We start from the raw sequence: 13,700 nt of genomic DNA, 5'->3' as shown, positions 1-13,700 counted from the left end.
ATCGCTCCTTAACTGCATTCATCGCTTAAAATTGCACCTTTGTTTGCCGATGTGACAAATTTAGAGTATCTTCTTAGCCATGGGCTTGGTATTTCTTTTTTCTTTGGTTTAAACTCTTTCATTCTTCTTTCAAACTCTTGCTCAGATATTAAAAGTTCAATTTTTCTATTTGGTATATCTATTAAAATTTCGTCTCCGTTTTGGACAATTCCGATAGGACCACCTGCTGCAGCTTCTGGAGAAACATGTCCTATACAAGCTCCTCTTGTAGCCCCAGAAAATCTTCCATCTGTGATTAATGAGACTTTATCTCCAAGTCCCATTCCCATGATTGTTGAAGTAGGAGCCAGCATCTCTCTCATTCCTGGTCCACCTTTTGGACCTTCGTATCTAATCACAACAACATTTCCTTCTTTTACCTTTCCGTTTGTAATGCCTTCTATTGCCTCTTCCTCACTGTCAAATACTACAGCTGTTCCTCTGTGGACTAAAATTTTTGGGTCTACTGCGGCAGCCTTTACAACTGCTCCATCCGGTGCAAGATTTCCAAACAATACTGCAAGACCGCCTGTTTCATTGTAAGGATTTTCTAAAGGTCTTATTACATTTGTGTCTTTTATTTCTGCATCTTTTATTGCTTCTCCGATAGTTTTCATCAAAACTGTTGGTCTGTCTAAATGTAGTAAATTCTTTTTAGAAAGCTCTTTTAAGATTGCATAAATTCCACCAGCTTTATCTAAGTCTTCCATATGATACTGGGAAGCTGGGGCTAATTTACAAAGAGTTGGTGTTTTTCGTGAAATTTCATCTATTTTCTCCATCGGAAATTCTATTCCAGCTTCATGCGAAATGGCAAGTAGGTGTAAAACAGTATTTGATGAGCCACCCATTGCAATATCAAGAGTAAATGCATTTTCAATAGTTTCTTGATTAACTATATCTCTAAATTTTAATCCAGCTTTAACAAGCTCTACTATTTGCCTTCCTGCTTGTTTTGCCAATTCTTTTCTTCTTGGGTCTATAGCAAGAATTGAACCATTTCCAGGTAATGCTATTCCAAGAGCTTCTGCAAGACAGTTCATAGAGTTTGCAGTAAACATTCCAGAACAAGAACCACATGTAGGACAAGCATGAGTTTCTATGTCTATCAATTGTTTTTCATCTATCAATCCTTTTTTTATTCCACCGACAGCCTCAAAAACCGTAGCAAGGTCTATTGGTTTTCCATCTGATGTATGACCTGCTGCCATAGGTCCACCGCTTACAAGGATTGTAGGAATATTGACCCTTGCAGCAGCCATTATCATTCCAGGTACGATCTTATCACAGTTTGGTATTAAGACTAATCCGTCTAATTTATGTGCTTGAACAACCGTTTCTACACTATCAGCTATTAGCTCCCTACTTGGCAGCGAATAAAACATTCCAGAGTGTCCCATTGCTATTCCATCATCAACGCCGATCACGTTAAACTCAAATGGAACTCCCCCTGCTTCTCTGATAGCTTCTTTAACGATTTTTGCAAATTCTTGAAGATGAACGTGTCCGGGTATTATATCTATGTAAGAGTTAGCAATGCCGATAAATGGTTTTCCAAAATCTTCTTCTTTAAGTCCACAGGCTCTAAGCAAGCTTCTGTGTGGTGCTCTTTCTATCCCTTTTTTAATCTCATCACTTCTCATGAAAAACTCCGTATTTCGTATTTTTATGTTAAATTTTAGCATAAATTCAATTTAACGGTGATGTTTATCGTTATAAAATTTCATCTAATAAAGTGAAAATGATGACTTTTAAATACTTCTCACCTTCCACCTAAATTACTATTTTTAAATCCGTATAAAGCATAAATAAGCAATCCGATAAAACTCCATATAAAAAATCTTAACCACGTATCCATTGGTAAACCTGCCATTATTAAAAGCAAGAATACAACGTTTAAAGGAAGGAGTAAATTCGGGGCAGGAACTTTGAATAATGGATTATAGTTTGAATCCTTTCTAACAACTATTGCTGCAATTCCTACCATGAAATATGCAAATAATGTCCCAATATTTACAAGCTCTGCTAAAACTTTTAAAGGCAAAATTCCAGCCAATATAGATAAAAATAAACCACCAACAATAGAAGCTTTATACGGAGTCCCAAATTTAGGGTGAACATCCGAAAAAGTTTTAAAGAAAAGTGCGTCTCTTGATAATGCATACATAACTCTTGTAAAACCAAGTCCCATAACAATCATTACACTTGTAATGGTTATGACCGCACCAATAGAAATAAAGTCAGCAACCCATTTTTCATTTACTTGATACATAGCATAGGCAAGAGAATCAGGCTTTCCTTCATAAGATTTATAATTAAGCATTCCTACCAGTACAAAAGAGACAGCTATATATAAAACAGTACTAATTCCAAGAGCTGTTATTAAGCCTTTTGGCATGGTTTTTTGTGGGTCTTTTGTCTCTTCTGCCAATGTAGAGATAGCATCAAATCCAAGATATGCAAAAACTATTAAAGACGCTGCAGTCCAAACACCTTTCCATCCGTATGGTAAAAAGTCAGAAGTGATATTTTCTAATTTTACATACTTAATTCCAACAATGATAAAAGCAATCAAAATTGCTAATTTAAGTATTACTATTGCAGAGTTTACTTTTGCACTTTCTTTAATTCCAATTGTCAGTAAAACAAAAACACCGATAACACCTAAGAAAGCAAATAGGTCAATAACAGTTCCTTTACTTGGATCAAAAGCACCTGTTAGTTCAACCGGTAGAGTAAATCCAAAGTTTTTTTCTAAAAAGGTTCGTAGATATCCAGACCAACCTGTAGCAACCGCCGCAGTAGCAACTCCATACTCCAGTAAAATATTCCAAGCAACAAGCCAAGCTATAATCTCTCCAAGTGTGGCATATGTATAACTGTAAGCACTTCCAGAAACTGGAAAAGATGAGCTAAATTCTGCATAGACAAGAGCTGTAATTCCTATAGCAATAGCAGAAAAAATGAAAGATAAAACAATTGCAGGTCCTGCATAACTTGCTGCCGCTTGTCCCGTGATTACAAAAATACCTGCACCTATAATTCCACCAACTCCAATAAAAACTAAATCCCAAAAGCCCAAACTTCTTTTTAATTTGGTTTCTACTTGTTTATATTCTTTTTTCCTTAGAAATTCCATTGCTTACCTCCTCTCGTATTTTGTAAAATTTTAACATAACTCTAAAATAGAGGAAAATTATGGACTTAAAAACATTTGAAAAAGCTTTTAAAATACTAAAAAAAGAAAGTAAAAATTGGAATGCACCTGTAGTTGCATTTATGGGTAGAAATGGAAATGACCCATTTAAAATATTGATTTCTACCATTTTAAGCCTTAGAACAAAAGACCAAATAACAGCTCAAGCAAGTGATAGACTTTTTAAAGTTGCAGATACACCAGAAAAAATTTTAAAACTATCTGAAAAAGAAATAGTAAAATTAATCTATCCAGTAGGATTTTATAGAAATAAAGCAAAGATTATAAAAGAGATTTCAAAAATACTTGTTGAAAAATTTAATTCTAAGGTCCCTGACGATTTAGAAACGCTTTTGTCTTTCAAAGGTGTTGGAAGAAAAACCGCAAATTTAGTTTTATCGGAAGGTTTTGGAAAACCTGCTATATGTGTAGATGTTCATGTTCACAGAATATCAAACAGGATTGGCTTAGTAAAAACCAAAAATCCAGAAGAGACCGAGTTTAAGCTGATGAAGATATTACCTAAAAAATATTGGAAAGATATAAATTTTGTTCTCGTTGCCTTCGGACAAACCATTTGTAAGCCTGTTAAACCTAAGTGTAAAGAATGTCCGATTGTAAAGTACTGTGAACATGATAAAAAGAGTTAAATGCAAAATGAAAATATTCAAGTAAAAACTTTAGTCCGACGGTTTTCTTTTTATATTTTGAATCAAGGCTTATTTAAAAGTAAGACATAAAAAAATGACTTCTAATTAGAAGAAAGTTTGTTTGTTTCGTTTTGAGCCTATTGTAAAGATTGGTAGTTGATTATTAAGTAGATAAATTTAATACATTTTAACTTAATTCTTAGAAAGCAAAGGGGGCTGTTTTTTTGCCCCCCATAAATCTAATTAACTGTTTTGAGTTAAAGCTTCCATTAATTCTTGTGTAGAGCCATCGAAAGCATAAACATTTGTGTATCCAAGAGCTTCTAAATATCCCATAACTCTGTTTGCAAATTTTACCAAGTTGCATGTAGTTATGATAACAGCATCTTTATTTTGTGGAAGTCTGTTTAAATGTTTTGTAAATTCTACTACTGGTATATACATAGCATTTTTAATGCCTGCTTCTTCCATAGTTTTTCCGCTTACTTTTTCTGGTGGTCTAACATCTAAAATGATTGCACCGTTATTGTAGAGTTCTTTTGCCTTTTCAAGGTCTATCATACCAAGATTTGGCTTTTGTTTGTCAGCCTCAATTGCTTTTTCAATGTTTTGAATTAAGTTTTCTACCATCCTACAACCTCCTTATAAAGTTTTTATAATTTTATGATATCAATGTTAAACTTTTATTAAAATGAGGTTAATCATTATTAACCATTATAACCAAATCTTGATTTTTAAGTTCAAAAACTTTTCCATCAACAGCCAAAATTGGATTTATCCATTTTTTATAATGAATATTTTCAAAGCTAATTTGATAAATAAAATCTTTTACAATGTCAAACTCTGATAAAAATTCATCTGAAAACTTTTCTCTTTTTTCTGTAAGTAAAACTTTATACTCACAGCCTTCTTTATTCATAATATTTAAAATCTTTTTTGACTCAAAATCTGCAAAAAGATAGCATTTTCCATTGTTTGTGAATAAAACTACTGGATAAACTTTATTTTCAAATAAATAGATTTTTGGAGATAAATCAGATTTACTGAAAATCAAAAATACAACTGCTAAAGCCGTAGATATTATAATCTTTTGAGTTTTATTAAATATTGTAAATTAAAATAAAAGTTAGTATAGCAAGATAGATAAAAATAAGCAATATGCTTGGGCTAAATCCTGTAAAGTAAAGTCCTAAGCTGCTGAAAAATTTCACTATCTGGATAAATACTACTGTGAAAAAGTCCATAATCTTAACTAAAAAAGAAATTTCAAATCCTGTAAGTAAATTTAAAACTGAAATTGTAAGTAGTGGATAAAGAGGTAGTGAAGCTATCGGCGTTGCAAAGATTGTTGTAGGTGAGAAATTGCCAAAGTAGTAAAGTATTATCGGCAGAGTAAATAGCGTTGCAAAAAGTGAAGAAATTAAAACTTTTTGCCAATTTTCTAAATCTTTAAAAACTTCAAAAGTTAGTATTATTCCAAACACTGCCAAAAAAGAGAGCTGAAAAGATACAGAAAATAAACTTTCCGGATTAAAGAAAACAAAGATAAAAGCAGTAAAAAACAGAATGTTTATACTGTTGTTTTTTAGATAAAAGAGCTTAGAAATTATGTAAAATAAACTCATAAAAACAGCACGGACGACCGGAATAGCAAGTCCTGTTAAAACTCCATAAACAGGCAAAATTAAGCCAAGAATCATAAGTCTTTTTCTTTCAGATAAAAAGAAAAGTATAAAGCTTAAAGATAAAAATAATATTGCAATATGAGAGCCTGAAATAGTTATTAGATGGGCTAATCCTGTTTGATAAAACGGCTTTTTAGCTTGTAAATCTAAATATCTGCTTTCACCAAATACTAGAGCCGAGCCAACCTGAAATGTTTCATAACTAATTGCATTTTGTCTATAATTACTAATACAGTTTTCACGATATTTTAAAATCGGATATAAAAAGTTGTCAGAATTATCAACTTTTAAAAAATATCTCGTAGGCATTAAAACTAAATTTCCGTCTTTTTCTTTAGCTCTCCCTAAGAAAGCAATCCTTGATAAAAAATATATATTCTCTTCATACTTTGCAAAAACTGGAAAAGTTTTACTTATAAGCTGTTTTTCTGATGAGTTTATTACTTTACAGTCAAACTTACTTCCAAATCTTGTATAATCAGGAAAAGAACTTACTGCACATTCTACAAAAATTGGTTGATTTGTCTGTACCATTGGTTTTTCTTTGTAAGAAATACTAATTCCAAGTAAAAATACTGCAAGGTTTAATACTAAAAATCTTATAATGCCATTAAAGACAAAGGATAAAATTATTACTAAAATTGATATTAGGGCGGAGATGTTTAAATTCAGATATTTGTTTAAAATTACAGCTAAGGACAGATTTATAAATAAAACTGCCAAAGGGTAAATCATTTTTTAATTGCTTTTACAACTGCCGGTAAGATCGAAATTATAATAATTCCGTATATAAATAAGCTAAAGTTTTCTTTTACAAATGGTAAATTACCTGTAAAGTATCCAAGAGTTAAAAACAGTGTAATCCACAAAAAACCACCAATAAAGTTATAGACAAAAAATTCTCTTTTGTCCATCTTACCAATTCCTGCAACAAATGGAACGAAGGTTCTAAAAATTGGTAAAAATTTTGAGATGGTTACAGCCTTTCCACCGTGTTTTTGAAAAAACTTTTCAGTTTGAATTATGTACTCTTTTTTAACAAGATTTTTCTCTATAAGCTTATTTCCAAAATAGTAGCCTATGTGAAAGTTAACTAAATTTCCCAAGATAGCTGCAATTAATAGCAAAAAATAAACAGTCCAAAAATTTAAACTTCCCTTTCCTGCAAAGCTTCCAACTACAAATAAGAGAGAGTCTCCGGGTAAAAATGGAGTAATTACGAAGCCCGTTTCAGCAAAGATTATAAAAAATAAAATTAGATAAACTAAACTGCCGTAATTTTGTATGATTAAGTCTAAATATTTGTCTATATGAAGAATAAAGTCCAAAAATTCCAAATTGGCTCCTTAAACTTTAAAATTTTAAATTTACATAGTCTCGTAAAGCAGGAGAACTGACCTGTTAACTACGCTATCCAATCCCCTTTTTGCAATAAGCTTAAATTAAAGTTTGGTATATATGATAAGATATTGTAGCATGAAAATTTAAGGTTATTAATCAAAAATGAGACTGTTCCAAAAATCAACGTCGTCATTCTGAAGCCGGTGAACAATCTCAGCCTTCATGCCCCTATTCTGTCATTCTGAGCGAAGCGAAGAATCTCCTCCTTTTTACCTCTTGCTTATTCACTTTCTCACCTTCTTTAAAAAAGAAGATCTTTTGGACTAAAGTCTTCATGATGACAAGAAAAAGTAAACTTACAAAAATTTTTCAACACTATTATCACCAAAAGCTTAACTTCTATTGTGATAAAATTATAATTTCTAATTTTTAAATGACTTAAGAGGTTAATCTTATGCCGGAGAGATTATATCAAGAAGAAAAACAAAAGGCTGTAAATGTTTTAAATGATTTAAAAATCAAACTATACAATAAAGGATTTTTTCCTGCAACAAGCGGAAATTTATCTTACAAGCTTCATGATGACCCGCTTATATTTGCAGTTACTACATCAGGTAAAGATAAGGGAACTGTTACACATGAAGATGTGATTTTTGTTGACAAAGATGGCAAACCTGTTGAAAAAACAAAAATGAAACCTTCGGCAGAAACGATGGTTCATTCTTATATATATCAAAAAACTGATGCTGGTTGTGTTATTCATGTTCATACGCCAGCAAACAATTTTATATCTTATGTTTACTTTGAAGATGGAAAAGTAAAAATAAAGGATTTAGAGATGATAAAAGCACTTGATATTTGGAAAGAAAACGCAGAAATAGAAGTTCCGATAGTTGATAACTTTTTTGATTTAAAAAAGCTTGCTGAAGAGGCTGGAAAAGCTATAAATCCGGATGTTCCGGCAGTATTGATTAAAACTCATGGAATTTATTGCTGGGGAAGGGATGAATTTGAAGCAAAAAGACATGTTGAAGCATTTGAGTTTATGTTTGAGCTGATGAAAAATTTAATTATATTTAAAGGTAGTAAAGATATTTGGTAAGAGGTAAAAAATGAAAACTTTAGCAAATTTAAAAGAGTTGTATGAGAAAGACTTTTATCAGTGGATTACAGAAAATATAGAACTTCTTAAAAATAAAGAGTTTGATTTGGTAGATTGGGAGAATGTGATTGAGGAGCTTGAAAGTATAAAAAGAAGTGAGCTTAGAAGCGTGATTAGTTTTATGGCTGTTATTTTAGAGCATTTATATAAATGGGAAAACTTTAAAGAAAATAATAGTATGGGTAATGGTTGGGTTAGAAGTATAAACACTTCAATAATTCAATTAAAAGAGCTGTTTGATAATAGTCCTTCTTTAAAAAGAAAAGCTAAGGAAGAAATTGATTTAGCATGGAAAAGTGCCGTAAGAAGATTGGTAAATTGGTTTGAGGATCCAGAGAACTTGTATTTAGCAATAAAATATTTTGGTAGAATTCCAACAGGAAAAGATTTTCCAGAAAGGCGTCCTTATACGATTGAGCAGATTTTAGACTATAAGCCGTGGTTAAAAGATTTGGAGGAGTAAAAAATGGGTACACAAATTGTAAACAAAGAAGAATTGAAACAGCTTTATGATAGAGATTTTTACCTATGGGTAATGGAAAACTTAGAACTTCTTAAAAACAAGGAGTTTGATTTAGTAGATTGGGAAAATCTTTTAGAGGAAATAGAGGATATGGGCAGAAGATATTTAGATAGTGCTGTCAGCTTTATAGCTATTGTTTTGGAGCATCTATACAAGTATGAACATTTTAGAGAAAATGAAAATATGGGAAATAGCTGGATTAATAGCATAGATAATGCAAGAGTTGAATTGGAATGGTTATTTAAAGAAATACCTTCCTTAAAAAGAAAAGCACAGCAAGAGATAGATTCAGCTTGGTATAAAGCTGTTAAAAAGCTGGTTAAATGGTTTAGAAAACCAGAGAATTACCATTTAGCTAAAAAATATTTTGACAAATTACCAACAGAAGAAGATTTTCCAAAAAAATGTCCATATACATTTGAGCAAATTTTAGAACATGAACCGTGGCTTGAAAATAATACTTAGGAGGTTTAGATATGGCAAGATTAGTTTTCAGAAAAAACGGTAAGGTAATAGAAAATCCCGAAGAGATAAAATCATTTTTGTCTCAGTATGGTGTAGTTTATGACGTTTGGGGCGTTGATAGACTTCCGGAAGATGTTAGAAAAAATTACGACATAGATGAAGAAAACTCAAAAGCCATAATCCAAGCATACGAAAAAGAATTAAAAGAATTGAAAGAAAAAATGGGATACATTACAGAAGATATAGTTGTTTTATCTGAAAAAACTCCAAATCTTGATGGTCTAATGGCTAAATTTAAAAGAGAGCATCACCATATAGATGATGAAGTTAGATTTGTAGTTGATGGTAGTGGTATATTTCCGGTAAAAATAGAAGATGATATTGTAGATATTCATGTAGAAGCTGGGGAGTTAATCGTTGTGCCGGCGGGAGCAAGACACTGGTTTGAGCTTGACGAAAACAGAAAAATAAAATGTATAAGAGTTTTCAAAACACCTGCAGGTTGGGAAGCTATTTACAATGAAAATGAAACAGCAACTATGAGGGACTAAATGACCCAGCAAGAGAGAGAAGAGCTAAGAATATTTGTTGGGAAAAATGCAGATTACTATATATCTAAATGGGAAGAGATTTCAGAAAATAAAATAAGCTGGAACTGGGCAGCTTTTTTCTTTGGTCTTTTGTGGTTTGGATATAGAAAAATGTATCCGCATGCTTTTGGGTTTATGATTTTCAGTCTTATACTTCAAACTATTCAAATAAAAATGAATACAGATCCTTTAATCATAGGTTTGACAAATTTAGCTATTTCAACATTCATAGGAATGTTTGGAAACTATTTATACTATGAATATGCAAAATCAAAGGTTCAAGAGATAAAAAGTAAAATAATAGATGAAAAAAATCTTTATATTGAACTTGCAAGACAAGGTGGAGCAAGTTATTTTACTGCGATCGGTATAGGATTGATGTATTTAGTAGCATCATCTATCATAGAATACGGAATGGAGGATAAAAGTGAAGATTTTAGAGAACAAAAAAGTATTGATCCTTGGAGTAGCTAACGATAAAAGTATAGCTTACGGAATAGCCAAGATTTTCTATGAAAACGGAGCTATACTTGGATTTAATTATCTTGATGAGAGGATAGAAAAAAGAGTTAGACCAATAGCTCAAGAGTTTAATTCCGACCTTGTTGTTAAATGCGATGTTTCTAAGGATGAAGAGATTAAAAGTTTGTTTGAAGCTGTTAAAGAAAAGTGGGGTAGCGTTGATATAATCGTTCACTCAATAGCCTTTGCGAACAAAGAATATTTAAAAGATTACTATTATACTGTTAATAGACAGTCATTTTTACAGGCTATGGATATAAGCGTTTACTCATTTACAGCCATAGCAAGGGAATTTTTACCAATACTAAATGAAGGTGCAAGTTTATTAACGCTGTCATATTACGGTGCTGAAAAGGTTGTTTATAATTATAACGTCATGGGCGTTGCAAAAGCAGCGTTAGAGGCATCTGTAAAATATCTTGCAAGAGATCTTGGAGAAAAAGGTATAAGAGTTAACTGTATATCAGCCGGACCAATCAAGACCTTAGCAGCAATGGGAATTTCAGATTTTAGCGAAATTCAAAAAATATCAGCTGAAAGAGCGCCACTTAAAAGAAACGTAAGCATAGAAGAAGTTGGGAAAGCAGCATTATTTTTATGTTCTGATTTATCGTCCGGCATAACAGGAGAAATATTACATGTTGACGCAGGTTATAACATCATAGGTATGTGAGGTGTTCGTATGAAGCTGTATATAAACGGCGTTTTAAAAGAGTTTGATAAAGAGCAGATGACAATATCAGAATTAGTAAAAGAGCTACAAATAAAAGCGCCAAATTTTGCCGTTGCAGTAGGCTTTGATGTAATTCCAAAAAGTGAGTATGATACATTTATTTTAAAAGATGGAGACAAGGTTGAGATAGTTCATTTTGTTGGCGGAGGCTAATGTTGGAAAAATTCCAAAAAATCAGAGGATTTCAGGATATATACGGAGAAAATGCAAAAAAATACAGATACATAGTAGAAACATTCAGAAAAACATTTTTAGATTACAACTTCCAAGAAATAATCCTTCCTTATGTTGAAGATATATCGTTATTCAAAAGGTCTGTTGGTGAGGCTACGGATATAGTTCAAAAAGAGATGTACATTTTTACAGATAAAGGCGGTAGAGAAGTTGCACTTAGACCAGAAGGTACAGCAGGTTGCGTTAGAGCTTACATAGAAGAAAAGATGTATGCAGAAGGTGGATACCATAAGCTATTTTATGAAGGAGCAATGTTTAGATACGAAAGACCACAAGCAGGAAGATATAGACAGTTTCATCAAATCGGAGCAGAAATATTCGGAGTTTCATCATACTTGGCAGATGTTGAGCTTATCAGCATGGTTTATAAAATACTTAAATATCTTAAAATAGATTTTAGACTTGAAATAAACACACTTGGCGATTTTCAATCAAGAAAAGAGTATATATCAAAGCTGATTGAATACTTAAAAAAATATGAAAACTCTTTATGTCAAGACTGCAGAAGAAGAATTCATGAAAATCCACTTAGAGTTTTAGATTGCAAAGTAGAAAGCTGTAAAGAGATAACAAAAGATGCACCAAAAATAACAGAAAGCCTTTCAAAAGAAGCAATAGAAAGATTTGAAAAGATAAAAGAAAGCTTAAAAGCTATCGGCGTTGATTTTATAGAAAATCCAAGACTTGTTAGGGGTCTTGATTATTACACACATACTGTTTTTGAGTTTATCTCTCAAGAAATAGGTTCTCAGGGAACAATTGCAGCAGGTGGAAGATATGATAATCTTGCAGAACAACTTGGAGGACCACCAACGCCAGCGCTTGGCTTTGCAGCAGGTATAGAGAGACTTATCTTATTAGTCAAAGACCTACCACCGGAAAAACCATTAATCGTAATCATTCCTTTAAACCAAAATTATTATATACAAGCTTTAAAACTTTCAGAAAAGACAAGAGAAAAGCATATTCAAACAGAGCTACTCTTAAAAGAAGGAAGTTTAAAATCAATGCTAAAAACAGCAAATAAATTTAATGCTAAGTATGTAATTTTTGTATCTGATAAATTAGAGCTTAAAGATATGACATCAGGCGACCAGGAGATATTTATAAACGAAGAAGATTTAATAGATGTTTTACTTTCTAAGTTGTAAAATATGGCGAAAGGCTGAGAGTGCCGGAAAAATTTTTGCAAGCTGTAAAATACATATATAAATATAACTTTACCTTGATTCCGTCATCGTATATTAAATATACTAAAAATTTTTTAAACTATAAGAGAATAAGTTTTATAATAATTATAGACATGGGAGAAAAAAGGAAGGACAGATCAAGTGTTTGTCATTGGTCTTTTAAGACCGCTGTAGAATGTTTTAGACTGTCCTTCCTCTACTTCCTAAAACCTGAATCAGAACATTAGGCTTTTAAGCCTGTATTTAACTACGATGATAGGTTATCAGGAAGTTTCTTTCATGTCAAGTATTTTATGAAAGGAGGTACTATTATGAACAGCTACAAAATTGTTATAGGAGTTGATGTATCTAAAAACTCATTCACTGCTACAGTTTTGTATGATAACAAGAAAGAAACTTTTGAAGTTAAATCTGACCCGGTTGAGTTTGAAATGAAAGTAAAGCCATTTTTGAAGAAGTTTAAAAAGTCAGATATGCTTATCATAATGGAGCATACGGGAGTTTACCATTTAAAGCTTGCTAATTATCTGTATGAAAATGACTATAATGTAGCAGTAATAAATCCATTTTCGATAAAGAAATTTATGGAAGCTAAAATGACAAGAGTTAAAACAGATAAAGCTGATTCATTCTTTATTGCAGAATATGGAAGAACGTTTTTCGATGGAGAGCTTTATAAACCAAAATCAGATGTAGAAAAAGAAATAGAAGTAAAACTAAAGATATTGGAAGACCTACAACAGCAGCTTACAATGCTAAGAAACAAAAGAGAATCGTTAACCTATGTACCAATGAAAAAATTGAAAGAGAATTTAGAATATTACGATGAGCTAATTAGAAAAATAGAAAAAAACATAAAAGAACTTGAGAAAGAGATAAAAGAATTGTCTAAGAAGAATTATCAAGAGGAATACAAACTTTTAAAAAGCATACCTGGTATAAGTGATAGGACTATAGGAATGATAATATCAGTATATGGAAATTTTGAAAGATTTAAGAGTGTAAAAGATATATCGAGTTTTATAGGAATCAGTCCGGGTATACATGAAAGTGGAACGAGTGTAAAGAAAAGTGGCTGGATAAAAAAGATGGGAAATCCATATGCAAGGAAAATATTATACATGGCAGCATTATCAGCAATAAGGTTTAACAAATACTGCAGAGAATTATACGAAAGATTAGTAAGTAAAGGTAAGGCTAAAAAATTAGCATTAGTGGCTGTAGCACATAAGTTATTAAGGCAAGCATATGGTGTATTAAAAAGCAAAAGACCATTTGATGAAAATTTTTGTACTTGACATTTAACATAGAACATCCTGAGGCTACAAGCCGAAGGATCTCCTCTTTTAAAAAAAAGTAAAGTGAGTAAG

At 31.8% G+C, this 13,700-nt stretch carries 16 protein-coding genes; 10 read left to right on the top strand and 6 right to left on the bottom strand.

Annotated elements, in window-relative coordinates; all coding sequences use genetic code 11:
* Positions 1-8: 8 nt before the first annotated feature.
* Both ilvD and SYO3AOP1_RS06560 read right to left on the bottom strand, forming a co-directional pair.
* Positions 9-1,682 carry a dihydroxy-acid dehydratase gene (gene ilvD / locus SYO3AOP1_RS06565; protein ID WP_012459947.1) on the bottom strand — a complete coding sequence of 558 codons (1,674 nt, stop codon included), beginning with the start codon at positions 1,680-1,682 and terminating at the stop codon, positions 9-11.
* Positions 1,683-1,801: 119 nt separating this feature from the next.
* Complete coding sequence (locus SYO3AOP1_RS06560) at positions 1,802-3,178, bottom strand: amino acid permease (RefSeq protein WP_012459946.1); 1,377 nt, start codon at positions 3,176-3,178, stop codon at positions 1,802-1,804.
* Between the two features lie 59 nt (positions 3,179-3,237).
* Between SYO3AOP1_RS06560 and nth the strand changes: the two genes are divergently transcribed.
* Entirely contained in the window at positions 3,238-3,885 is a 648-nt protein-coding gene (gene nth / locus SYO3AOP1_RS06555) for an endonuclease III (protein WP_012459945.1), read from the top strand.
* 243 nt (positions 3,886-4,128) lie between these two features.
* On the opposite strand, the gene SYO3AOP1_RS06550 is transcribed toward nth, so the two are convergent.
* From SYO3AOP1_RS06550 to SYO3AOP1_RS06540, 4 genes are all read right to left on the bottom strand, one after another.
* Complete coding sequence (locus SYO3AOP1_RS06550; RefSeq protein ID WP_012459944.1) at positions 4,129-4,515, bottom strand: rhodanese-like domain-containing protein; 387 nt, start codon at positions 4,513-4,515, stop codon at positions 4,129-4,131.
* Positions 4,516-4,582: 67 nt separating this feature from the next.
* Positions 4,583-4,939 (bottom strand): hypothetical protein, encoded by a 357-nt coding sequence (locus SYO3AOP1_RS09750; RefSeq protein ID WP_012459943.1) that lies wholly within the window; start codon positions 4,937-4,939, stop codon positions 4,583-4,585.
* Between the two features lie 46 nt (positions 4,940-4,985).
* A complete protein-coding gene (locus SYO3AOP1_RS06545) occupies positions 4,986-6,293 on the bottom strand; it encodes a ComEC/Rec2 family competence protein (protein ID WP_281340605.1) in 1,308 nt (435 codons plus the stop codon).
* A gap of 8 nt (positions 6,294-6,301) precedes the next feature.
* Complete coding sequence (locus SYO3AOP1_RS06540; protein ID WP_012459941.1) at positions 6,302-6,907, bottom strand: VTT domain-containing protein; 606 nt, start codon at positions 6,905-6,907, stop codon at positions 6,302-6,304.
* Positions 6,908-7,365: 458 nt separating this feature from the next.
* On the opposite strand from SYO3AOP1_RS06540, the gene SYO3AOP1_RS06535 reads away from it, so the two are divergent.
* From SYO3AOP1_RS06535 to SYO3AOP1_RS06495, 9 genes are all read left to right on the top strand, one after another.
* On the top strand, positions 7,366-8,013 hold the full coding sequence (locus SYO3AOP1_RS06535; RefSeq protein WP_012459940.1) for a methylthioribulose 1-phosphate dehydratase: 648 nt from the start codon (positions 7,366-7,368) through the stop codon (positions 8,011-8,013).
* A gap of 10 nt (positions 8,014-8,023) precedes the next feature.
* A complete protein-coding gene (locus SYO3AOP1_RS06530) occupies positions 8,024-8,536 on the top strand; it encodes a DUF29 domain-containing protein (protein ID WP_012459939.1) in 513 nt (170 codons plus the stop codon).
* Between the two features lie 3 nt (positions 8,537-8,539).
* Entirely contained in the window at positions 8,540-9,061 is a 522-nt protein-coding gene (locus SYO3AOP1_RS06525; RefSeq protein ID WP_012459938.1) for a DUF29 domain-containing protein, read from the top strand.
* 11 nt (positions 9,062-9,072) lie between these two features.
* Complete coding sequence (locus tag SYO3AOP1_RS06520) at positions 9,073-9,612, top strand: cupin domain-containing protein (protein WP_012459937.1); 540 nt, start codon at positions 9,073-9,075, stop codon at positions 9,610-9,612.
* The gene (locus SYO3AOP1_RS06515; RefSeq protein ID WP_012459936.1) at positions 9,613-10,125 is read left to right on the top strand and encodes a DUF2628 domain-containing protein; all 513 of its coding nucleotides are present in this window, start codon (positions 9,613-9,615) and stop codon (positions 10,123-10,125) included.
* Complete coding sequence (locus tag SYO3AOP1_RS06510; RefSeq protein WP_012459935.1) at positions 10,079-10,846, top strand: enoyl-ACP reductase; 768 nt, start codon at positions 10,079-10,081, stop codon at positions 10,844-10,846. The genes SYO3AOP1_RS06515 and SYO3AOP1_RS06510 overlap by 47 nt, the downstream gene beginning before the upstream one ends.
* Positions 10,847-10,855: 9 nt before the next feature.
* On the top strand, positions 10,856-11,059 hold the full coding sequence (thiS, locus tag SYO3AOP1_RS06505; RefSeq protein WP_012459934.1) for a sulfur carrier protein ThiS: 204 nt from the start codon (positions 10,856-10,858) through the stop codon (positions 11,057-11,059).
* Complete coding sequence (gene hisS, locus SYO3AOP1_RS06500) at positions 11,059-12,291, top strand: histidine--tRNA ligase (RefSeq protein ID WP_012459933.1); 1,233 nt, start codon at positions 11,059-11,061, stop codon at positions 12,289-12,291. The genes thiS and hisS overlap by 1 nt, the downstream gene beginning before the upstream one ends.
* 350 nt (positions 12,292-12,641) lie before the next feature.
* Entirely contained in the window at positions 12,642-13,628 is a 987-nt protein-coding gene (locus SYO3AOP1_RS06495) for an IS110 family transposase (protein WP_012459932.1), read from the top strand.
* Positions 13,629-13,700: the final 72 nt, after the last annotated feature.

Origin of the sequence: Sulfurihydrogenibium sp. YO3AOP1 (assembly GCF_000020325.1) — a bacterium.
GTDB lineage: Bacteria > Aquificota > Aquificia > Aquificales > Hydrogenothermaceae > Sulfurihydrogenibium.
This window is presented reverse-complemented; position numbering and strand designations above follow the sequence as displayed.